This is a genomic window from Halomarina halobia, assembly GCF_029338575.1.
Taxonomy (GTDB): domain Archaea; phylum Halobacteriota; class Halobacteria; order Halobacteriales; family Haloarculaceae; genus Halomarina; species Halomarina halobia.
Genome location: NZ_CP119993.1, coordinates 504,564 through 525,688, shown reverse-complemented (window position 1 = coordinate 525,688; position 21,125 = coordinate 504,564). Strand labels below are relative to the sequence as shown.

The following is a 21,125-nucleotide window of genomic DNA, read 5'->3' as shown; positions in this document are numbered from 1 at the left end:
CCGGTCAGTCACCCTCCGGGGAGAAGTGCGCGGCGAGGTGTTCCGCCCAGCGTCGGTTCGCGTCGTCGGTTCGACCCGCGAGGTGCGGCGTGTGGACGACGTTGTGCCGGTTCAACAGCGGGTCGTCGAGGGGGAGCGGCTCCTCGTCCCAGACGTCCGCGGCCAGCGCGATCTCGTCGGCGAGGACGCGCTCGCGGACGGCCGCCATGTCGCAGATCTCCGCCCGCGTGACGAGTACCACGAGGGCTCCGTCGGGGAGGGAGTGGACGTGATCGGCGGTGATCACCCCCCGCGTCGCGTCGGTCAGCGGCACGGTCGGCGCGAAGATATCCGCGTCCCCGACGAGCGCGGACAGGTCGTGCACGCGCCGCGCGCCCGCCCGGTGGAAACACGGCTCGTCCGCGTACGGATCGTAGGCGGCGACCTCGGCCCCGAGGAAGTCGGCGACGCTCGCGTAGCGGCTCCCGATGTTGCCCACGCCGGCGACGCGAACGCGCTTGCCGGCGATCGTGCCGTTGACGAACGCGGGGTCGTCAGCGAACTGGTGTCCGCGAGCGCCGGGGAGAGCGTTGTCGAGCAGATCGAGGTCCCACGGGTCGTGTCCCTCGATCATCGCCCGGTACTTCTGGGGGATTTTCCGGAGGGCGTTGATCGTCAGCGCGACGCCGAACTCGGACACCGACTCGCCCCAGAACCCCTCGCCGGTGTGGTCGTGTACGGTCACGCCGCGTTCCGCGAGCGCGGCGGCCACCGCCTCGTCGACGGCGTACATCGAGGTCGTCATCACGAACGCCTCCCGCAGGTCGACGAAGGCCGACAGGCGCTCGTCCTCGACCTCGACGCCGAGCGAGACGAGCTGCGTGACGTCCGCCGGGTCGGGAACGGCCTCCGCGAGCGGGGTCTCCCGTTCCGCCTCCAGGCGGACGAACTCGACGGGGCCGTCCCGGCTCCAGATGCGACGCAGGTGGTCGGCCGCGCGCGGCCAGACGTCCTCGAACAGCGGATCGACGACGACGTATCGGGTCATGGCGTGTGGTCCTCGTTCGGATACGAACCCTCGAAGAGGTAACGGAGGTTCTCGATCACCTGCGCCGGCATCCGGCGCGGCGACGAACGGTACGGCGGGACCTCGGCGGTGATCCACCCGTCGTATCCGATCTCGGCGAGCGCGTCGACGACGCTCGGCCAGTCGACGTCGCCCTGGAGGGGATAGGTCGGCCGGTGGGCGTCCGTGAGCCAGTCCTTGACGTGCACCCTCGAGATCCGCGCTCCCAGCTCACGAATCCACCGGTCGGGGAGCCCCCAGCGGAGGCCGTTACCGACGTCGAAGTAGACCGACACCGGTCCCGCCTCGCCCGCCCGCTCGACGAACCGCGCGAGTTCGCCCGGCGAGTACAGGAAGTCGTTCTGGACGTTCTCGACCGCGATCCCGACGCCTCGATCGTCGCCGTACCGGGCGAGGTCGCGCACCGCGTCGAGCGCGCGTTCGTAGCACCGCCCGTAGGACGCTGACGGCTCGACGACCGCCGGGACGATCAGTACCTCGTCGGCACCGAGCGCGGCGGCGGCGTCGATCATCCCCTCGCCGATCGCGAGACCGCGCCGTCGCGTCCCCTCGTTCGGGCTCGACAGCGGGTACTCCCAGTGGAGGGTGGTCGACACCGCCGGGATCGAGAGCCCGTTCGACTCGGCCGCGCGGCGCATCGCCCGACGGCCCTCCTCGGTCGCGATCGGACCGTCCGCCGCGTAGTTCGGTTCGACGCCGTCGTACCCCGCGGACGCGAGCACCGCGCACGCGTCGGCGAAGTCGTCCGTCGGGAAGCCGGCCCCGTTCATTCCGAACTTCATGGCGCGGACGAGCGACGGACGAGCGCCGTCAGAAATTCGGCGTGACTCCACGCGAGCGGGAGGGCGAAGCGCACGACCGAGCGCTCCTCGAGTTGCGCGGCGAGGTCCCGATACGCGTCGCGCATGTGACCGAGCTCCTCGACGATCAGGTCGAACGGGACGTCTCGCAGCACCGCCTCGTCGAACTCCTTCTCGAAGTCCCGCCGCGTATGCCACTCGTCCCGCATGAAGGCCTCGAAGCGCGCGCGCGTCGTGAGGTGTTCCGGCACGTGGCCGTCCTCGTCCGCGTGACGGGCGATCGCGCCGAGCACGTCGTCCCCGATCCCGCGCTCGCCGCGGTCGTAGCGATACTGCGCGTGCCACGCCGTGTACTGCATCCACGGTCCGTTGCCGCCGTGCTGTTGGACCTCGTAGTCGCCGTGGAACCCGAGGAACCGCTGGAGGCCGCCGAGGACGGGGTCCTCGAGGGCGGTCGTCGCGCGTTCTGCGGCCGCGTCGAGGCCGTCGCCGAACAGGTCGCCCAGGTCGTAGTAGTACGGGGCGAGGAGGGTGACGTCGGGGCGCACGTCGACGTCGCCCGTCGGCGAGTACCGCCTCGGAACCTGCGGGGGACTCGTGAACGCCCGCCGGACGCCGCCTTCGAGCAGCGTTCGGAACTCGTCGACCGCCCCCTCGACGGCTCGCGTCTCCCCGGGCAGCGCGTCGAGTGCCGCCCGAGCCTGCCGCAGCGCGGCGACGTAGGTGCAGTTCACCCAGAGGGTGTAGCCCGACTCGATGCGCCCCTCGTGGATGCTCGTCGTGCTCTCGACGAGGTGGGCGTTCGGGTCGTACAGTTCCTCTCGAACGTGCGAGACGGCGCGGTCGATCGCGTCGGCGGCCGCCGACGCGAACGCGCCGTCGACGTCGTCGAGCGCCGCCGTCGCGTCGAGCGCGCGGATCGCGTGGGCGATGACGCGCAGGCCGTGGCCGGTGTTGTCCTCCTGGACGTAGATGCCGCGGTCGGCCCCGTCGAGCCCGTACCGCTGCTGCCACGTCCCGTCCTCGCGCTGGACGGCGAGGTGGAACCGGGCGGCGTCGACGACGCGCTCGCGGCACGCGTCCGGGCGGATGCCCGCCTCGATCGCCGCGACCCACGCTCTGGTGATGCAGGCGACGTCCCGCGGGTAGGCGTAGGGATAGCGGTTGTCGGGGAAGCTGGCGAGCGGCACCGCGCCGGCGGGGTCGGCTGCGTGGACCAGTTCGTCCAACACGTCGAGGTGGTGTCCGGGGTCGAGGAGTCGGTCCGAGAGCTGTTCACTGTCGCTCGAATGGCGGCGTAGCGGATAGTCTGACATGGAGTGGTACATCGGTTATTCGGGTGTCGATACTGGTCTACGTTCGAACGAGCGGGCGTCGAGTCCCCGCGTCTTCAGCGCCGCGCCGGAGGTGGGATCGAAGAGGTACACATCCGCGGGATCGACCGAGACGCCGACTGTCTCGCCCGGCGACGGATACACCGAGGGCGGAACCCGCGCGGTGAGCGTCAGGTCGTCGGCGGAGAGGTGGACGAAGTTGTCGTTGCCCTGGTACTCCGAGACCGTCACGGCGGCCTCGAACCCCCCCTCCCCCGGCGCGTCGTCGAGACGGAGGTCCTCCGGTCGCAGGCCGACGCGGACGGCCTCGACGTCGTCGAGGGAGACCGCGTGGGCCGGGATCGTCGCGAACGTCGTCCCGTCGCGACGGAGGGCGAGTTCGTCGTCGGCCGCCTCGACGGTCGCGTCGAACGTGTTCATCGCCGGGCTGCCGAGGAACGTCGCGACGAACTCGTTCGTCGGGTGGTCGTACGCCGTCTCCGGCGGATCGACCTGCTGGAGTTCGCCGTCGTCCATGACGGCGATCCGGTCGGCCATCGTCATCGCCTCCGTCTGGTCGTGGGTGACGTAGACGGTGGTGACGCCGAGGTCGGTCTGTATCCGCTTGAGTTCCGTCCGCATGCGGGCGCGGAGCTTCGCGTCGAGGTTCGAGAGCGGCTCGTCGAGCAGGAACACCGACGGATCGCGGACGATCGCCCGCCCGAGCGCGACGCGCTGTTTCTGCCCGCCGCTCATCTCGGCCGGCACGTCGTCCAGCAGGTCGACGATGTCGAGCAGTTCTGCGATCTCCTCCACCCTCCGCCCGCGCTCGCGCTCGTCGAGGTCGGTCGAGTGTTTGAGCCCGTAGGCCATGTTCTCGCGGGCGGTCATCTTCGTGTAGAGCGCGTAGCTCTGGAACACCATCGCGATGGAGCGCTCGCTGGGCGCGAGATCCTGCACCTCCCGTCCGTCGATCTCGATCGTCCCCGACGTCACCGTCTCGAGGCCCGCGAGCATCCGCAGGGTCGTCGACTTCCCGCAGCCCGAGGGGCCGACGAGGACGACGAACTCCCCGCCGGCGGCGCTGAGGTCGAGGGAGTCGACGGCGGTCTCGCGGCCCTGTGCGTCGTCGTAGATCTTCGTCACGCCGTTCAGTTCGAGCGTCGCCATCACGGACACCTCCGTCGTCGATCGCTCTCCATCCACGTCCCGGTCCGTTCCGCCGGCGGCCGACGGCGCTCGCTCATCGGATCGACCCCCCGCTCTCGTCGAACGCGTGGAGTTCTGCGGCGTCGAAGGCGACCTCGACGGTCGCCCCCGGGACCGCCGACTCCGGTAGCTCGCGGAGCCGAGCGACGAAGGGTTCGCCGCCCCGGATCAGCCCCAGTTCGTAGGCGTTGCCGAGCGGTTCGATCACGTCGACGGTACACGCGAACGGCTCACAGCGGTCGTCCGTCGCCCTCGTTCCGTCCCGATCGCCCACGAGGTGGACGTGCTCCGGGCGCACGCCGAGGGTCGCCGCGTCCGCCGGCACCGACGCGTCGAGATCGACGGGGTCGTCGGGGAACACGCGCGTCCCCTCGCCGGCGTCGACCTCGAAGAAGTTCATCGGCGGGTTCCCGATGAACCCGGCGACGAACTCGTTGGCCGGCCGCTCGTAGATCTCCTCCGGCGTGCCGACCTGCTGGAGTTCGCCGCCGTCCATCACCGCGATGCGGTCGGCGACGCTCATCGCCTCCTCCTGATCGTGGGTGACGTAGACGGTCGTCGTCCCGAGGCGCTGCTGGAGTTCGCGGATCTCGAGGCGGGTCCGGACGCGGAGCCTCGCGTCGAGGTTCGAGAGCGGTTCGTCCATCAGGAACGCCTTCGGCTCGCGGACGATCGTCCGGCCGACGGCCACGCGCTGGCGCTGGCCGCCCGACAGCTGCCCCGGCTTCTTCTCGAGGAGCTCCGCGATCTCGAGGAGCTCCGCGGTGTCCTCGATCTTCCGCTCCCTCTCGGCCGCCGAGAGGTCCATCTTCCCCAGCGGGAACGCGAGGTTCCCCCGGACGGTCTTGTGGGGGTAGAGCGCGTAGCTCTGGAACACCATCGAGAGGTCGCGCTTCTGTGGGAGCGTTCGCGTGACGTCCTCGTCGCCGAGTTCGATGGTCCCCCCCGTCGGGGTCTCGAGCCCGGCGATCATCCGGAGCGTGGTCGACTTCCCGCAGCCCGAGGGACCGAGCAGGACGAGGAACTCGCCCGACTCGACCGTGAGCGAGAGCCCGTCGACGGCGACCAGCCCCCCGTACTCCTTCCTGAGTTCGTCGAGGACGATGGCCGCGTCCCCGTCGTTCGATCCGATCTCCGCCTCCGGGTGGGTCTCCGCCGCCATGTCAGCCCTCCACCGAGCCGAACGTCAGTCCCTCGACCATGTACTTCTCCAGGTAGACGAACATGACAATGATCGGAATACTGGTCATGAGCGAGGCCGCCATGATCTGTCCCCACACCTGGTGGAACCCGGAGGAGAGGGCGTCGAGACCGATCGGCAGCGTGAAGTTCCCCTGCGTGCGCAGGAAGATGCTGGCGAAGAGGTACTCGTTCCACGCGATCATGAAGGTGTAGATGAACACCGCCACGATCGCCGGTGCCGAGAGCGGCAGCGTGATGCGGAAGATGACCTCGACCCGCGAGTAGCCGTCCATCATCGCCGCCTCCTCGATCTCCGGGGGCACGCTGCGGAAGTAGTTCCCGAGCATGTAGAGCGAGACCGGGAGCGTCTGGACGAGGTACGTGATCACGAGGCTCGACGGCTTGTCGACCAGCCCCAGCCAGACGACGATCTGGAACAGCGGGACGACCAGCAGGATGCCCGAGAACATGTACACGAGGAGCACCCCCCGCGAGAACAGCCCCCGCCCCCGATAGTCGAGGCGGGCGAAGCTGTACGCGCCGAACGTGGCGACGAGCACCGACAGCCCGGCCGTGATCAGCGAGATGATGAGGCTGTTCTTGAAGTACGTGACGAAGGGGAACGTCTCGGGGCTGAACACGCTCGCGTAGTGGTCGAGCGTGAACGCCGTCGGGACGAGCGTCGGCGGGAGCGAGTAGATCGCGCTCTCGGGCATGAAGCTCGTCACGACCATCCAGTAGAACGGGAACAGCGAGACGAGCAGCACGGTGACGACCGCGAGGTAGAACACCGCCCGCTCCAGGAGGCTCGTCTCGATGCGACCGCGTCCGAACGCCGCCCTGAACCCGTCGACCGTCGTGGTGAGTATCGTCTCTAACATAGTTACCACTCCAGGATCCAGGTGACGTAGAGCAGGACGAAGCCCATGAGCGCGAGGAACAGCACCATCGCGATGGCGGCCGCCTGCCCCTGGTTGTAGTTCGCGAACGCCGTCTGGTAGGCGTAGATCGGCAGCGTCTGGACCTCCCGCGTCAGGAGCCAGATGTCGGCGAACTTGTTGAAGTTCCAGATCCAGCGCAGCAGGAACACGGTCCCGAGGACGTACTTGAGCTCCGGGAGCGTGATGTCCTTGAACCGGGCGACGCGCCCCGCGCCGTCGATCTTCGCCGCCTCGTACATGTCGGCCGGGATCGCCTGGAGGCGGGCGATGATCATCAGGAAGGCGAAGGGGAAGTACCGCCAGGCGTCGAAGGCGATGACCGCCCACAGCGCCGTCCCCGCGTCGTTGAGCACGTCGAGCTGCCCGATCCCGAGGCCGAGCACGTCGCCGAGGACGTACGGGACGAGCCCGTACAGCGGGTCGAGCAGCCACTGCCAGATGTACGCGACCGCGATCAGCGGCGCGACGTAGGGAAGCAGCATCAGCCCCCGGACGAGGCGTCGGCCGCGGAACGCCCGGTTGAACAGCAGCGCGACGCCGAGCCCGCCCGCGGTGGCGAACACGTCGCTGAAGAACGTGAACACGATCGTGTTCGTCAGCGCGCGCCAGAACGCGTCGCTCGACAGGAGCGTCCGGTAGTGCTGGAATCCGACCCACGTCGGCGACTCCGCGGGCGAGATCGGCACCCGCGTGAAGCTCAGGTAGACGTTGTACGCGACCGGGTACAGGATGACCGCACCGACGAGGAGGATCGCCGGCGCGACGAGCAGGTAGCCGAGGATCGCCTCCTTCTGCTCGATCGTGTAGTCGCCCGAGAGCAGGCCGGCCCTGGTTCGTGTGTTCGTGGCCATGTTGTGTTGGTTGTAACTCAGTTACCGGAGCGCCGGTGTTACTCCTCCACCGCCCGACGCATCTTCTCGGCCTGTTCCGTCGCGACGGTCTCGGCGTCCTCGCCGCCGGCGACGCGGGAGACGGCCTCGGCGATGAGGTACTCGTTCGTGATCGCCCCGAGTTTCGGGAACGCCTTCCCGTCAACGTAGCCGAAGCGCTCGATGTTCTCGAACGCGCCCGAGATGTCCTCGACCGTGCTCCCCCAGGCCTTCAGCGTCTCGTTCTGCGTGAACGCCTCGCTCTCGGCGGTCGGCTTGAGGACCGGGTTCATCCCGCCGGGGGCCATGTGGAGCCACTTCACGTACTGCTCGCCGGTTATGAGGAACTCGGCGTACGTCTTCGCGGCCTCGAGCGCCTCCGCCGAGGCCGAACTGAAGAGGTTGAGGGCGACGATCTGGCCGAACGAGCTCTTGCGTTTCCGCTCGACGTAGGGTGAAAAGCCGGTGTCCTCGACCATCTCGGTACCCTTTCCGGCGACGTCGCTCATGATGTACGTCGAGTACTCGATGAGGTGGCACTGTTCGTTGAGGTAGGTGTTGTTCGCCGTCTTCCAGGTGTCCTTCCCGGGCGGCGTGTACTCGGCCAGCTTCCCGTAGAACTCGAGGGCCTCGACCATCTCCTCGCTGTCGAAGACGATCTCGCCCTCCGCGTCGAACACCCGGGCGTCGTTCGAGCGGGCGAACGGCGTGAAACACTGGCGGGCGAACGACGTCTTCTTCGTCCCCACCACGACCCCGTACTGGTTCTCGTCCGGCCTGTGAAGCGTCTCCGCGGCGTTCAGGAGCGCGTCCCACGTCGTCGGTCGGTCGAGGCCGTGCTCCTCGAGCACGCTCCGTCGGTACCAGAACCCCTCCACCCAGCCGTGCATCGGCACCGCGTAGTGACCGCCGTCGGGCGCTCGCGTCAGGTCGAGCGCACCCCTGTAGAACGCGTCCTCGCCGACGGCGCTGATCACGTCCGCCGCGGCCTCCTTCGAGAGGAGGCCGCCGCTCCCCAGCTTCTGCATGGGGGAGAGGCCGAACTCCGCGATCGCCGGGAGGGTGTTCGACGCGCGGGCGGAGGCGATTCGCGTCGGCAGGTCGTCCTCCTGGACGGCGACCATCTCGACGCTCGTCGAGTGCTCCGACTCGTAGCTCCGGATCAACTCCTTGATCACCTGCTTCCGGTCGTTCTCGACCTGCGTCGTCCAGAACGTGATGCCCGAAGAGCCGCCGTCGCTCCCGTTGTTCGCTCCGGAACCGTCGTTCGTCTCCCCCCCGCCGCCGTAGATGCCGTCGAGGCAGCCCGCCAGGGCGGTGACGGCGGCCGCCCCGCCGAGTCCCTTGATGACGCTACGCCGCGACGCCGCCGCGTTGCCGTGTTTCCGAGTCATGTCAGAGGTTCGCATCCACGTTCTGGATAAAAATATATAAAGTTTCCTCTGTTAGTTGGTACTGCTGTGAATACAAGTGTCGATGGAGATCGCCGGGGAACTCCGGCGGACGAGTTCCGAGCGACGGAGGGCGTGACGCCCCGAACGGTTCGAAGCGCATGAACGACGACGAGCTGCGCGACGGGTTGCGAGAGGCGGGACTGTCCCAGTATCAGATCCGGGCGTACGTCACGCTCCTCGAACTGGGGACGGCGGCGGCGACGACGCTCGCCGAGGAAGCCGACGTCCCCCGGTCGCGGATCTACGACGTCCTCCAGGACCTGGCGGAGGAGGGGTACGTCGAGACGTACGAACAGGACTCCCTGCGGGCCCGCGCCCGCGAACCGACCCGGGTCTTCGAGGAACTCCGGGAGCGCGCGCGGGTCCTGAGCGACACCGCGGAGGAGATCAGGGGTCGGTGGGAACGGACGAGCGTCGAGGGCCACCGGATCAGCGTCCTCAAGCGGGCCGAGACGGCGTTCGAGCGGGCCGAGTCGGCGATCCGCGACGCCGAGAACCAGGTCCAGCTATCGGTCACCCCCGAGCAGTTCGAGCGGCTGCGGCCCGCGCTGCGGGACGCCCTGCGCGACGACCTCTTCGTGCTGGTCTCGATCAACACGTCGCCGGAACGACCCACCGAGCCGCCCGCCGACGAGGCCCTCCGGGGGGCGACCACGGAAGTGCGCCACCGCCACCTGCCGGCCCCGTTCGTCGCCCTGATCGACCGGAGCGTCGCCTGCTTCGCGCCGCACAGGCGTCCCGTCGATCGGTACGGCGTGATCTTCGAGGACGAGACGCTGACGTACATCTTCCACTGGTACTTTCAGGCGGCGCTCTGGGAGTCGTGGCCGGTCGTCTACACGACGCGCGACGACGGACTCCCCGCCGAGTACGTCGACATCCGCGAGTGCATCCGCGACGTCGCCCCCCTCCTGACCGACGGCGCTCGCATCGCCGCCCGCGTCCGGGGCGAGGAGATCGGGCGGCGCGAGCCGTTCGACCGGCGGGGCGAGATCGTCGACGCCCTCTACGCGACCGCGCCCGGCGACGAACCGGTCGCTCCGCCGACGCTCTCTAGCCTGGCCGGTCAGGCGACGCTCGTTCTCGAGGTCGACGGGGAGGAGTACGGGATCGGCGGCTGGGGGGCGATCCTCGAGGACGTCGAGGCCCAGCGGGTGGTCGTCGAGTCGGTCGAGTTTCCGGACGGACGGGAGGCCAACTGACCGATGCTACCCGACGAGTACGCGCTGGTCGCGGGGAACGGCCGTCAGGTCGTCGTCGACGCCGCCGGCGAGTGCGGTCGGAACGCGCCGTACGCGGGGGCGTACTCGGCGGACCACCGCCTCCTCGCGGGGATCGAAACCCGCATCGGAGAGACCGACTCCGGGGACGACGAGTGGATCGTCCTCGGCCGCGAGATCGGGGACGGCTCGATCGCGACGACCCTCGCCAGTTCCGCCTCGGGTGCCGGTCGCGGCGAACAGCGGGCGTGGCTGCTCACCAGGTCGTTCGCGATCCTCGACGGCGGCATCTCGGCGACCGTCGCGCTTCGAAACAACACCGCTCGGCGGCGGACGACGGCGCTGACCGTGACGCTGACGCCCGACTTCCGGCACGTCTTCGAGGTCGAGGAGTTCTTCGCCCGGCGGGAGCGGCCGAACCGATCGATCAGTATCGGCGAGGGGAAAGACGGGATCGAACTCGCCGTGAGCTGCGCCGACGGCGTCGTTCGCTCGGTCGCGGTCGACGCGGATCGACGGTTCTCCGGGACGCTGCGGGCCGACGCCGCGTCCCTCGCGGCGACGGCCGACCTCGCGCCGGCGGCCGAAACGGCGTTCACGATCCGACTCGCGTTCGACGACGGCCGATCGTCCGCATCGGCCGTCGCTCCCGCTCCCGCGACGAGAACCGGGACGGAGACGGACTCCGGGAGGTACGCGGCCCTCGCGTCGGCCGCGGCGCGAGCGCTCGACGCGCTCACGCTTCCGGAGGGAGTGCCGGCCGCCGGCGCGCCCCGGTTTCTCGCCCCCTTCGGGCGCGATTCGCTGGTCGTCGGGTATCAGCTCCTGCCGGTCGACGCCGCGGTCGCGGAGCGGACGCTGCGGTTTCTCGCGGCGCGACAGGGAACGGAGGACGATCCCGAGACGCTCGAGGCCCCCGGGCGGATCATGCACGAGTACCGTCGGGGGGACCTGCCGGCGGTCGGCGACTCGATCCGGAGGCCGTACTACGGGAGCGTCGACGCCACGCCGCTGTTCGTCGCGCTGTACGCCGACGCGGTGGACGGGACGAGCGACTCGTCGCTCGCTCGGGACCTCTACCCGAACGCCGTCGCGGCGTGTGAGCACGTCCTCGCCGAACTGGACGGGCGGGGGCTTCTCTCCTACGCGGCCCACGATCACCCGCGGGGACTCGCCCACCTCGGGTGGAAGGACAGCGCGGAGGCGCTGGCTCGACCGGACGGGACGCCCGCGAACGGGGCCGTCGCCCTCGCGGAGGTACAGGGGTACGTCCACCGGGCGCTCCGGCGGTTCGCCCCGCTCGCCCGCCGCCGCGGGGACGCGGACCTGGCGGCCCGCTGTGACCGGCGCGCGGACCGAGTCGCGGCCGCCTTCGAGGAGCGGTTCTGGCTACCCGAGCGCGGCTGTTACGCCCTCGCGCTCGACGACGCCGGCGTCGTCGACAGCGTCGCGTCGAACCAGACCCACGCGTTCTGGGGCGGCCTCGGGCGCGACGACCGCGTCACGAGGGCCGTCGAACGGCTGCTCGAACCCGACGTGTTGACGACCGGCGGGTTGCGCACGTTCGCCGCGTCCCACGACGCGTTCGACCCGCTGTCGTACCACCGCGGAAGCGTGTGGCCCCACGACAACAGCCTCGCCGCGATGGGGTTCGCGGCGCGCGGCCACCCCGACGCGGCGACCGAGGTCGCGACCCGAGGACTCGCCGCTCTGAATCGGTATCACACCGCAGGCGCGCCGGACCGCTACGGCTTCCCCGAACTCATGGTCGGGGGCGGGGACGGTCGCGCCACGGTCGGGACGCTTCGACACCCGGACGCGTGCGAACCGGCCGCCTGGAGCGCGGGCAGCGTGTTCGCGTTCCTCCGGCACGCGTGACCGGCGGGCGAGCCGAATCAGACGGCGTCGCTCGCGGTCCGGGTCGCGACCGCGGCGCGAACCCGCCGCGCTCCGGCGGCGAGTCGATCGCCGCCGAGGACGGCGAACCCGGCGAATATCGTCGCGAAACCGACGAGGGAGAGCGTCGACACGGACTCCCCGAGGAGCGCCGAACCGCCGAGAGTGGCGACGACGGGAACCACGTAGAAGACGAGGTTCCCGCGGATCGCGCCGACCTCGTCGAGTAGGCCGAAGTAGGCGATGTAGGCGACCGCCCCGGCGAGGATTCCGACGTAGCCGAGCGCCAGCACCGCCGCGGGGGTCCACGCGATCGCCGCCGCCGACTCGCCGGCGGCGACGCTGAAGCCGTGCGAGAGGAGGGCGCTGACGGGGAGCGCCCACGCCGTGCGGACGGTACTCGAGAGGGACGTGTCAGCCCAGCGGATGAGGACGCTCCCGAGCGCGCCGCTGACCGCCCCCGCGAACATGATACCCTTCCCGACAGCGCCGCCGCCGAGCAGGTTAGCGGGATCTGGCTGCACGACGAGCGCGACGCCGAGCAACCCGACCAACAGCCCGAGCGCCCCCCGAGCCGAGAGCCGCTCGTCGGCGAGCAGCACGGCCGCGAAGACCGGCGTCAGGATCGGGTTGAGGCTGAATATGATCGACCCGACGCCGCTCGTCACGTGCTGCTGGCCGACGAAGAGGAGCGCGTTGGCGAGGCCGATCGCGAGGACGCCGGTCGCGAGCACCCCGATCACGTCGTGCACCGTCCGCGGGAGCAACTCCTCGCGCGACGACGTGGCGGCGACGTACGCGAGCAGCGCGACGGCCGCGACGTCGAATCGGAGCGCGACGAACAGCAACGGGGGAAAGTAGCCGAGTCCGGCCTTCGCCGCGACGAACGTTCCGCCGAAGAGGACGCTCGCCAGGGCGAAGAAGGCGAGCGAGCGGCCCCCTCCGGTCACCGCGTCCCTCCGCCGAGTAGATCCGCACCGACTGCCGATACGGGAGTTCGAGTAGCGTTCGAGATCATCACGTGCGTCGGAGTAGACGGGCGAGGTTTATACAATAATTCAGAAATCATTTCGCGACAGGAAAGTCGGTCCGCGGGGGGAACGGGAGTTCAGGCTATGAAATTATTTCACGGTGCGAAACCGATATGTTACAGGAGTGTGAGCTACCGCTATGGAATCGACGCTGGAGGAGATCGAGTTCCTCGCGCTCTCGCGGAACCGCGTCGACGTGCTCGCGCTCCTCGCCGAGCGGCCGCGCACCCGGCGCGAGCTCGTCGAGCTGACCGGCGCGTCGCAACCGACGCTCGGCCGGATCCTCGGCGATTTCGAGGACCGAGCGTGGGTCGTCCGCGAGGGGGGCGAGTACGCCGTCACGGCGACCGGTCGGCTGGTCGCGACGGGGTTCGGCGACCTGATCGAAATCATGGAGACCGAACGGCGGCTGCGCACGATCGTCCGGTGGCTACCGACCGACGCCCTGACCTTCGACCTCAGACACCTCTCGGCGGCGACGATCACCGTTCCGAGCCAGGTGCGGCCGAACGCGCCGGTCACGCGGGCGCTCGATCTCCTCCGCGACGCGGCGGAGGTGTCGATCTTCTCGTACGCGTTCAACGAGCAGAGCCTCGACGTCGTCCGGGAGCGGACCGCGACGGGCGAGCAGCGGTTCAGGGGCGTCTTCTCCGCGAGCGCGATCGACGCGCTCGCCGACGACGATCAACTGCGGCGGCGACTGCGGGACCTGCTGACGTCCGAGGGTGCGGAGATCCGTATCACGGACGAGGAGATCCCACTCGCGGCGACGGTCGCCGACGGGAGCGTCCACCTCTTTCTGCGGGACGGGAGCGGCGTCCTGCGGGCGTCGATCGACACCGACGACGCGACCGTCCGTTCGTGGGCGGAGGAATCGTTCGAGCGGTACTGGCGAACCGCCACGCCGCTCGACCTCGGGACGCTGTAGCTCGGTCGCTCCGTCGATCGTCGCCGCCCGGGTCGAGCAGTGACCGGGGGACACGGCGATCGGTCACGAACGACGGACGCCGTCGCCGAACCGTACCGCGAATGCGGGCTAACGGAACCACCTCCGATCGTGACGGATGGGGAATCGCTCGCGATCCCGACTCGGAGAACGGGGCAGTCGAACGGTCGAGACTAATCGGGCCATTTGATATTAGAAGTAACTTCCCGAACTAGTTGATCGAGATCGTCTCTCGCGCCGCCGTCTACTCGGCGGAGAACGAACTCGTCGACGAGTCGGCGGGTCGATCGTCGAGGGGGGTAAAAGCGGGTCAGACGCCGCTCGACGGAGATCGCTGGAGTGAACGTCGGTGATAACGCGGGGTCGTCTCCCTCACGGTGGAAGCCCCGCCCTCGGGGGCGGACGTAGGTACCCCAGGCCGCTCACTCGGCCGCCTCGGGGGCCGAGACAGTCAGCTCGCCCTGGGCGACCGCCCGGTCGGGTAGCTCCGGGTCCGGTCTCCGACCCAGCGTGAGGAGGCGCTCGGTGAGGGTCAGCTCCTCCGTCCCCGGGCTGGGTTTCTCGATCGCCTCGTACCGGACGACCACGCCCTCGGATCCCGCGGCGATGCGGACGGCGCACAGCTGATAGGACGGGTAGAAGACCGGCGGCAGGAGGCCGATGACGCCGTCGCGGCGGTGGAGGCGCTTGAGCCACGTTCCGCTGTTCACTACCAGCCCCTCCCCGACCGCCTGCACCGACGGGCGGTGGGTGTGGCCGTAGCAGAAGACCGCCGTCTCCGGGCGCTCGTCGAAGACCTCGCGGGCGGCCTCCTCGTAGGGTGCCTCGGCGTCGACGGTGAGTTCGGTCTCGAAGACGCCGAAGCGGTCGATCGTCTTCCTGATGTCTCGACGCAGGAAGTGCAGCGGTATTCCCACGAGCAACAGCAGTCCGGCGACCGCCACGTTGATCCAGAGGAGGAACCAGATCACCGTCCCCGCGGCGCCGAACCGACCGAGGAACGCGGTGATCCACTCGACGGGTATCGACCAGACGCCGATCAGATCGAGCCCCGCGAACACCGCGAGGGCGGCGCTGACGTTGAACAGGAGCAGGAACGGGACCAGGGCGTACCGCAGGAGCGGGTTCATCTCGCGGTAGAAGTACTTCGAGAACAGCCAGACCGGCATCCGCTCGGTCGGCGTGACCGCCTGGACGTCCTTCAGCCAGTTGTACCGACCCCGGTGGGAGAGTTGTCCCGCCCGGCTGGTCACGAGCGTGTTGTAGTAGTAACCGAGCGGCGTCGCGTCGGGGTCTCCCCAGTTCTCGATCCGATTGTTGGGGTCCCGCTGGTGGCCGTGTTCGAAGTGGATCGCGTAGTCGCCGACCGGTCGAACCATCGACTCCGTCTGGACGAGCTCGACGTTGTATTCGTCGAAGCGCTCGACGTACTCCTCGTAGGCGGCGAGTTCGTGGTCGTGATTCCCCGGCAACAGCGTGACGGGGACGTTCTCGCCGGTCGCGCGCAACTGTTCGAACAGCTCCGGGTACGTCTCCTCGAGGACGTCGAACTTCTCGGTCCCCTCGACGGCGGTGAACTCCCAGAGGCCGAAGGCGTCGCCGTTGATCACCAGTTCGGCGTCCTCGTCGGTCCGCTCCAGGCGCTCGAGGAAGCCGAGCAACTCGTCGAGGAACTCGACCTCCTCCAGTTGCTCGTCGCCGCCGATGTGGAGGTCGCTGATCACGTAGTAGACGCGATCGTCGGCGTTGCCGACCATCGGATCACACTGTCGGACCCATCGCTAAAGGCCTTGTTCTTCGTCGGGGTGCGTGCTCGTCCCGCCCCCCTCGTTCCCCTCCGTCTCCGCCGTTTCGACCACGCCTCCGGCACGTCTCGGCGACGTCTCCGAGCGCTTCATCGGTCGTCTTCCCGAGGTCGGTGAGCGCGTGGCGTACCGCGCTCCAGTAGACGACGTGACCACCATCGCGAACGCGGCAGTTCCACACATACGCTCTCACGTCTCGAGTAATTATTTTTGATGGAGACGCACGTCTCGGAGGGTTCGAGTCAACGACTGCCGTCGCGGGCGAGCAGCGAAGTCGCCGACCAGCGTCGCGCGCCCCCTCTACGGACGGCGCGCGGTCCGACCGGGACGCGCGTCGGCCACACCGCGTGAGGGTTCGGCTTTCGACGCACGCGAAAAGCTTTTGCGACACCTTCGCGAACCCATGATACGACACCACTATGTCCCGAGCGGTCTTCGACGGCGACGAGTACGAGCGGCGGATAGCCCGGACCAGGGAGCGGATGGCCGAGGCCGACCTGGACGCGATCGTCGTGAGCGATCCGGCGAACATGAACTACCTCACCGGATACGACGGCTGGTCGTTCTACGTCCATCAGGGCGTCGTGATCACCCGAGATCGTGACGGGCCGGTGTGGATCGGTCGGGACATGGACGCCAACGGGGCGCGGGCGACGACCAGCCTCGCCGACGAGGACATCCTGGCGTACAGCGACGACCACGTCCACTCGCCCCGCGACCTCCACCCGATGGACTTCTTCGCCGGGGTGCTCGCTGACCTCGGCGTCGACGACGGCCGGATCGGGCTGGAGATGGACGCCTACTACTTCACGGCGAAGTCATACACGCGCCTGCGGGAGACCCTCCCGGAGGCCGAGTTAGAGGACGCGACGCTGCTGGTCAACTGGGTGCGCGCGACGAAGACAGAGCGGGAACTCGAGTACATGCGTCAGGCCGCCCGCATCTCCGAGAACGCGATGCGGGCCGGCCTCGACGCCGTCGCGGAGGGCGTCCCCGAGTACGAGGTCGCCGAGGCCGTCTACGCCGCGCTCGTCGACGGGACCGGCGAGTACGGCGGCGACTACCCCGCGATCGTCCCGCTCATGCCCTCGGGCGACCACACCGGCACGCCCCACCTCACCTGGACCGACCGCCGGTTCGAGGACGGCGATCCCGTCATCCTCGAACTGGCGGGCTGTCGGCACCGGTACCACTCCCCCCTCGCCCGGACTGCGTTCGTCGGCGATCCGCCGGCGGCGGTCGAGGAGACGGCCGAGATCGTCGTCGAGGGGATGGAGGCGGCGCTCGACGCGGTGGAACCCGGGGTCACCTGCGAGGCCGTCGAGCGCGCCTGGCGGGACACCGTGGCGAAGTACGGCATCGAGAAGGGAGATCGCATCGGCTACTCCGTGGGGCTGGGCTATCCGCCGGACTGGGGCGAGCACACCGCGAGCCTCCGCCCCGGCGACGAGACGGTCCTCGAGGAGGACATGACGTTCCACACCATCCCGGGGCTGTGGTTCGAGGACTTCGGGGTGGAGTTGAGCGAGACGTTCCGCGTCACGTCGAACGGTGCCGAACCGCTCGCCGACTTCCCCCGGCGGTTGTTCAGCGTCTGATCGCCGTTGGCGTCTGCGGGGATCGGCGGTCGTCAGCGCGATCCCGGGGCGTACACCAGGTTTACCAGCTCCGCCCCGGCGTCGAGTCGCTCGACGTTCCGCGCGACGATGTCGGCGAGCCGGTCCCAGTGTCTCGGCGTGTGCCCCCCCGTGTGCGGCGTGATGAGGCAGTTCTCGAGGGTCCAGAGGGGGTGGTCGGCGGGGAGCGGTTCGGGGTCGGTCACGTCGAGCGCGGCCCCCCGGATCCCGTTCGAGCGCAGCGCGGCCACGAGCGCGTCGGTGTCGACGAGGCCGCCGCGGGCGACGTTGACGAGCACCGCGTCGGTCCGCATCGTCGCCAGTTCGGCCTCGCCGATCAGCCCTCGCGTCGCGTCGGTGAGCGGGCAGGCGAGGACGACGTACTCGCTGCGCGAGAGGGAATCGTGGATCGCGTCGTCGTCGAAGCCCACGACCTCGTCGGTCGGACCGCCCTTCGAGGGGGTGTAGCGGACGCCGATCGTCCCCACCTCGAACCCCCGGAGGCGCTGTACGAGCGCGCGGCCGATGGACCCCAGCCCGACGACCGTGACCGTGCTGTCGGTGAACTCGCGCGACTGGAAGTGCCGCCACTCCGCGCGCTCCTTGCGACGCCACCCCTCGTGGAGCCGACGGGCGAACACGAGCATGTTGCCGATGGCCTGCTCGGCGATGCCCGGGGCGTGGATGCCGCCGGCGTTGGTGACGGCCACCCCGCGTTCGGCGAGGGCGTCCATCGGAACGTGGTCGGTGCCGGCGAACGTGCAGGCGAACAGTTCGAGGCGCTCGGCGCGGTCGAGCAGGTCGTCGTCGACGGTGATGCCCGTGACGACCCGGGCCTCCGGGACGAGTTCGCGCTCCCGCCTCGGCGTCCGGGCGAGCGCGACCGTCCGGTCGGGGAGGCGCTCGCGCAGCTTCTCTGCGTACGATTCCATCGACAGCCCTTCGGTCCCCTCGCGGAGGACGACGACGTCCGGTGTCTCGGTCATGTGGATGCCCTCGTTCGCGATCGTACGGTCGCGAGTTCGGACCTTAGTCCTTTCGCGTGTCCGACAGACGCGGAAACCGTCTGCAGTTAAGTGGGTGGACCGTGTCACTGTCGCGCATGGCAGAGTCGATACGCGGGCGACTGAGCGACCTGCGACGCGACCTCCACCGGTACCCCGAGCCCGGCTGGTGCGAGTTCTACACGACCGCCCGGCTCGTCGAGGAACTGGAGGACCTCGACGTCGACGAGATCGCCGTCGGCGCGGAGGCGTACGACCCCGACGACCGGATGGCCGTCCCGGCGGCGGACGAACTCGACGAGTGGTTCGACCGCGCGCGGGACCGCGGCGCGGATCCCGGCCTCCTCGAACGGATGGCCGGCGGAAACACCGGCGTCGTGGCCGTCCTCGACCGGGGTGAGGGGCCGACGGTCGGCCTCCGGGTCGACATCGACGGGCTCTACGTCGAGGAGGCCGCGGACGGGGACCACGCGCCGACCGCCGAGGGGTTCCGCTCGGAGACCGGCGAGACGATGCACGCCTGCGGACACGACGTCCACATGACCTGGGGGCTCGCCGCGCTCGAAGCGATCGAGGAGCGCGGCTTCGCCGGGCGACTCGTAGTGTTCTTCCAGCCCGCCGAGGAGGTGTCGGGCGGCGGCTACCCGATGGCGGAGAGCGGGTATGCCGCCGACCTCGACTACCTGTTGGCCGCCCACGTCGGCCTCGATCACCCGACCGGCGAGGTCGTCGCCGGCATCGAGCGCCCGCTGGCGATGTGCCACGTCGACGCGACGATCCGCGGCACGGCGGCCCACGCCGGGAAGGCCCCCCAGGACGGCGACAACGCGATCCAGGCGCTCGGCACCGCCATCCAGAACGCCTACGGCATCCCCCGCCACGCGGACGGGATGACCCGCGTGAACGTCGGGCGGGTCGAGGGCGGCACCGCGAGCAACGTCGTCGCTGAGCGCGTCGAGGCCGTCGCCGAGGCGCGCGGCGAGACGACCGAGCTCATGGAGTACGCGAAGGATCGCCTCCGGCGGACGTTCGAGACCGCCGCGGAGATGCACGGCTGCGCGGCCGACGTCGAGGTCGTGAGCGAGAGCCCGCGCGCCGACAGCGACCCCGAACTCGTCGACGTCGTGGCCGACGTCGCCCGCGGCGTGGACGGCGTGGACGCCGTCGTCCCCACCGCTGACTTCGGCGCGAGCGAGGACGCTACCTTCCTCATGCGGCGCGTCCAGGAGGCGGGCGGGCTCGCGTCCTACCTCGTCGTCGGCACCGACCACCCCACGAGCCACCACACGCCGACGTTCGACGTGGACGAGCGCAGCCTGGAGACCGGCGTCGAGGTGCTCGCCGGTTCGATCCTCGCCGTCGCGGAGGACCCACCGTGAGCCCGTCGTCGGAGCCCGACGACGCGACCGCGGACGCGATCCCGGCGGCGGACGAGGTCGTCACCGTCGCCGACGTCGAGGCCGCCCGCGACCGCCTCGAGGGCGTCGTCCACCGGACGCCCCTCGACGGGTCGACCACGTTCGCAGAGCGCAGCGGCGCCGACGCGGTCCACCTCAAACTGGAGAACACACAGCGCACCGGCTCGTTCAAGATCCGCGGCGCGTACAACGCGATGGCCCAGCTCCCCCCGGCGGTCCGCGAGCGCGGGGTCGTCGCCGCCAGCGCCGGCAACCACGCGCAGGGCGTCGCGCTCGCCGGGCGGGCGCTCGACGTCGACGCCACCGTCGTCGTCCCCGAGGTGACGCCGGCGGCGAAGATCGAGGCCACGCGGGGGTACGGCGCGAGGGTCGTCGTCGAGGGGGCGGACTACGAGCGCTCCTACGAGCACGCCCTCGACCTCGCCGAGGAGGAGGATCGGGAGTTCGTCCACCCGTTCGACGACGAGGGCGTCATCGCCGGGCAGGGGACGGTCGGCCTCGAACTCGTCGAACAGGCTCCGGGCCTCGACACCGTCCTCGTCTCCGTCGGCGGCGGCGGGCTCGTCTCCGGGATCGCGACGGCGCTGAAGGCCCGCGACCCCGACGTCCGCGTCGTGGGCGTCCAGCCCGAGGGGGCCGCCCACGCGAAGCCGTCGCTCGACCGCGACGAGATCCGCGTGCTCTCCGAGGTCGACACCGTCGCCGAGGGGATCGCGGACGTCCGGCTGCTGGGGAAGACGTTCGCCGTGATGCGAGAGCGCGTCGACGACGTCGTGACGGTGAGCGACGTCGACCTCGCGGTCGCCACGACGCTGCTCGCCGAGCGGGCGAAGACCGTCGCGGAAGCGGCCGGCGCGGCACCCGTCGCCGCGCTCCTCTCGGGCGCGGTCGACGTCGAGGGCGAGCGGGTCGCGGCCGTCGTCTCCGGCGGGAACGCGAACCTCACCGACCACGCCGAACTCGCTCGAACCGGGTTGTCGGGACTCGGCCGCTACGTCGAGGCGCGCCTCGGACTCGCGGGGTGGCCGACCGCCCTCGGCGACGTGGCGCGGACCGTCGAGGGGTGCGGTGCGGAACTCGACGCCCTCGAACGCGCGCGACCGGGCGCGGCCGACGACCCTAACCGCACGCCGGTTCGGATCGGCGTCGAGGGGAGCGGTCCCGCCCACCTCGGGGACGTGCTCGCGGCGCTCGACGACCTCGACGGGGTCACCGTCGTCGAGCACGGCCTGAACGTCGAGCGCGTCGAGGGTCTCGACTGATCGGACGTCGACGCTCCCCCGGCGCTCGACGAACTCGATCCGTTGGCGGGGAAAGAGGGACGGGTCCGGAGCACCGGTCGGCGAAACCGGGGC

17 protein-coding genes are annotated in these 21,125 nt (G+C 69.9%); 6 read left to right on the top strand and 11 right to left on the bottom strand.

From position 1 onward, the window contains the following. Positions 1 to 4: 4 nt before the first annotated feature. The 8 genes from P1K31_RS17850 to P1K31_RS17815 all read right to left on the bottom strand — a co-directional run bounded on the left by P1K31_RS17850 (position 5) and on the right by P1K31_RS17815 (position 8,774). Positions 5 to 1,027, bottom strand: coding sequence for an NAD(P)-dependent oxidoreductase (locus tag P1K31_RS17850; protein WP_276306666.1), 1,023 nt, complete (start codon positions 1,025 to 1,027; stop codon positions 5 to 7). After that, a complete protein-coding gene (locus P1K31_RS17845) occupies positions 1,024 to 1,848 on the bottom strand; it encodes a sugar phosphate isomerase/epimerase family protein (protein ID WP_276306665.1) in 825 nt (274 codons plus the stop codon). The genes P1K31_RS17850 and P1K31_RS17845 overlap by 4 nt, the downstream gene beginning before the upstream one ends. Beyond that, positions 1,845 to 3,182, bottom strand: coding sequence for a glucoamylase (locus tag P1K31_RS17840; RefSeq protein ID WP_276306664.1), 1,338 nt, complete (start codon positions 3,180 to 3,182; stop codon positions 1,845 to 1,847). The genes P1K31_RS17845 and P1K31_RS17840 overlap by 4 nt, the downstream gene beginning before the upstream one ends. 15 nt (positions 3,183 to 3,197) lie before the next feature. After that, the gene (locus P1K31_RS17835) at positions 3,198 to 4,349 is read right to left on the bottom strand and encodes an ABC transporter ATP-binding protein (RefSeq protein ID WP_276306663.1); all 1,152 of its coding nucleotides are present in this window, start codon (positions 4,347 to 4,349) and stop codon (positions 3,198 to 3,200) included. A 73-nt stretch (positions 4,350 to 4,422) separates the two neighbouring features. Then, on the bottom strand, positions 4,423 to 5,550 hold the full coding sequence (locus P1K31_RS17830; protein WP_276306662.1) for an ABC transporter ATP-binding protein: 1,128 nt from the start codon (positions 5,548 to 5,550) through the stop codon (positions 4,423 to 4,425). Position 5,551: 1 nt separating this feature from the next. Then, positions 5,552 to 6,451, bottom strand: coding sequence for a carbohydrate ABC transporter permease (locus P1K31_RS17825; RefSeq protein ID WP_276306661.1), 900 nt, complete (start codon positions 6,449 to 6,451; stop codon positions 5,552 to 5,554). A 2-nt stretch (positions 6,452 to 6,453) separates the two neighbouring features. Then, positions 6,454 to 7,362: a carbohydrate ABC transporter permease gene (locus P1K31_RS17820; RefSeq protein ID WP_276306660.1), complete on the bottom strand. Its 909-nt coding sequence runs from the start codon at positions 7,360 to 7,362 to the stop codon at positions 6,454 to 6,456. 38 nt (positions 7,363 to 7,400) lie between these two features. Next, a complete protein-coding gene (locus tag P1K31_RS17815) occupies positions 7,401 to 8,774 on the bottom strand; it encodes an ABC transporter substrate-binding protein (RefSeq protein ID WP_276306659.1) in 1,374 nt (457 codons plus the stop codon). Between the two features lie 158 nt (positions 8,775 to 8,932). Here P1K31_RS17815 and P1K31_RS17810 point away from each other — a divergent pair, with 158 nt between their 5' ends. Both P1K31_RS17810 and P1K31_RS17805 read left to right on the top strand, forming a co-directional pair. Continuing rightward, on the top strand, positions 8,933 to 10,036 hold the full coding sequence (locus P1K31_RS17810; RefSeq protein ID WP_276306658.1) for a TrmB family transcriptional regulator sugar-binding domain-containing protein: 1,104 nt from the start codon (positions 8,933 to 8,935) through the stop codon (positions 10,034 to 10,036). A gap of 3 nt (positions 10,037 to 10,039) precedes the next feature. Further along, on the top strand, positions 10,040 to 11,932 hold the full coding sequence (locus P1K31_RS17805) for an MGH1-like glycoside hydrolase domain-containing protein (protein WP_276306657.1): 1,893 nt from the start codon (positions 10,040 to 10,042) through the stop codon (positions 11,930 to 11,932). Between the two features lie 17 nt (positions 11,933 to 11,949). On the opposite strand, the gene P1K31_RS17800 is transcribed toward P1K31_RS17805, so the two are convergent. Then, the gene (locus P1K31_RS17800; RefSeq protein WP_276306656.1) at positions 11,950 to 12,900 is read right to left on the bottom strand and encodes a DMT family transporter; all 951 of its coding nucleotides are present in this window, start codon (positions 12,898 to 12,900) and stop codon (positions 11,950 to 11,952) included. Positions 12,901 to 13,120: 220 nt separating this feature from the next. Here P1K31_RS17800 and P1K31_RS17795 point away from each other — a divergent pair, with 220 nt between their 5' ends. Next, on the top strand, positions 13,121 to 13,909 hold the full coding sequence (locus P1K31_RS17795) for a helix-turn-helix transcriptional regulator (RefSeq protein WP_276306655.1): 789 nt from the start codon (positions 13,121 to 13,123) through the stop codon (positions 13,907 to 13,909). 440 nt (positions 13,910 to 14,349) lie between these two features. On the opposite strand, the gene P1K31_RS17790 is transcribed toward P1K31_RS17795, so the two are convergent. After that, the gene (locus tag P1K31_RS17790; RefSeq protein WP_276306654.1) at positions 14,350 to 15,684 is read right to left on the bottom strand and encodes a metallophosphoesterase; all 1,335 of its coding nucleotides are present in this window, start codon (positions 15,682 to 15,684) and stop codon (positions 14,350 to 14,352) included. A 467-nt stretch (positions 15,685 to 16,151) separates the two neighbouring features. Between P1K31_RS17790 and P1K31_RS17785 the strand changes: the two genes are divergently transcribed. After that, positions 16,152 to 17,330 carry a M24 family metallopeptidase gene (locus tag P1K31_RS17785; RefSeq protein WP_276306653.1) on the top strand — a complete coding sequence of 393 codons (1,179 nt, stop codon included), beginning with the start codon at positions 16,152 to 16,154 and terminating at the stop codon, positions 17,328 to 17,330. A 32-nt stretch (positions 17,331 to 17,362) separates the two neighbouring features. Here P1K31_RS17785 and P1K31_RS17780 read toward each other — a convergent pair whose 3' ends face one another. Beyond that, positions 17,363 to 18,334, bottom strand: a complete 972-nt coding sequence (locus P1K31_RS17780; RefSeq protein ID WP_276306652.1) for a D-2-hydroxyacid dehydrogenase — start codon at positions 18,332 to 18,334, stop codon at positions 17,363 to 17,365. A gap of 116 nt (positions 18,335 to 18,450) precedes the next feature. Here P1K31_RS17780 and P1K31_RS17775 point away from each other — a divergent pair, with 116 nt between their 5' ends. Together P1K31_RS17775 and ilvA are read left to right on the top strand one after the other, a co-directional pair. Beyond that, positions 18,451 to 19,731 (top strand): amidohydrolase, encoded by a 1,281-nt coding sequence (locus tag P1K31_RS17775; protein WP_276306651.1) that lies wholly within the window; start codon positions 18,451 to 18,453, stop codon positions 19,729 to 19,731. After that, positions 19,728 to 21,032, top strand: coding sequence for a threonine ammonia-lyase (gene ilvA / locus P1K31_RS17770; RefSeq protein ID WP_276306650.1), 1,305 nt, complete (start codon positions 19,728 to 19,730; stop codon positions 21,030 to 21,032). The genes P1K31_RS17775 and ilvA overlap by 4 nt, the downstream gene beginning before the upstream one ends. The last annotated feature ends 93 nt before the right edge of the window (positions 21,033 to 21,125 follow it).

Bases quoted from the DNA above. Each gene is read 5' to 3' on its own strand.
- P1K31_RS17850 (WP_276306666.1), bottom strand. From the start codon at position 1,027: ATGACCCGATACGTCGTCGTCGATCCGCTGTTCGAGGACGTCTGGCCG.
- P1K31_RS17845 (WP_276306665.1), bottom strand. From the start codon at position 1,848: ATGAAGTTCGGAATGAACGGGGCCGGCTTCCCGACGGACGACTTCGCC.
- P1K31_RS17840 (WP_276306664.1), bottom strand. From the start codon at position 3,182: ATGTCAGACTATCCGCTACGCCGCCATTCGAGCGACAGTGAACAGCTC.
- P1K31_RS17835 (WP_276306663.1), bottom strand. From the start codon at position 4,349: ATGGCGACGCTCGAACTGAACGGCGTGACGAAGATCTACGACGACGCA.
- P1K31_RS17830 (WP_276306662.1), bottom strand. From the start codon at position 5,550: ATGGCGGCGGAGACCCACCCGGAGGCGGAGATCGGATCGAACGACGGG.
- P1K31_RS17825 (WP_276306661.1), bottom strand. From the start codon at position 6,451: ATGTTAGAGACGATACTCACCACGACGGTCGACGGGTTCAGGGCGGCG.
- P1K31_RS17820 (WP_276306660.1), bottom strand. From the start codon at position 7,362: ATGGCCACGAACACACGAACCAGGGCCGGCCTGCTCTCGGGCGACTAC.
- P1K31_RS17815 (WP_276306659.1), bottom strand. From the start codon at position 8,774: ATGACTCGGAAACACGGCAACGCGGCGGCGTCGCGGCGTAGCGTCATC.
- P1K31_RS17810 (WP_276306658.1), top strand. From the start codon at position 8,933: ATGAACGACGACGAGCTGCGCGACGGGTTGCGAGAGGCGGGACTGTCC.
- P1K31_RS17805 (WP_276306657.1), top strand. From the start codon at position 10,040: ATGCTACCCGACGAGTACGCGCTGGTCGCGGGGAACGGCCGTCAGGTC.
- P1K31_RS17795 (WP_276306655.1), top strand. From the start codon at position 13,121: ATGGAATCGACGCTGGAGGAGATCGAGTTCCTCGCGCTCTCGCGGAAC.
- P1K31_RS17790 (WP_276306654.1), bottom strand. From the start codon at position 15,684: ATGGTCGGCAACGCCGACGATCGCGTCTACTACGTGATCAGCGACCTC.
- P1K31_RS17785 (WP_276306653.1), top strand. From the start codon at position 16,152: ATGTCCCGAGCGGTCTTCGACGGCGACGAGTACGAGCGGCGGATAGCC.
- P1K31_RS17780 (WP_276306652.1), bottom strand. From the start codon at position 18,334: ATGACCGAGACACCGGACGTCGTCGTCCTCCGCGAGGGGACCGAAGGG.
- P1K31_RS17775 (WP_276306651.1), top strand. From the start codon at position 18,451: ATGGCAGAGTCGATACGCGGGCGACTGAGCGACCTGCGACGCGACCTC.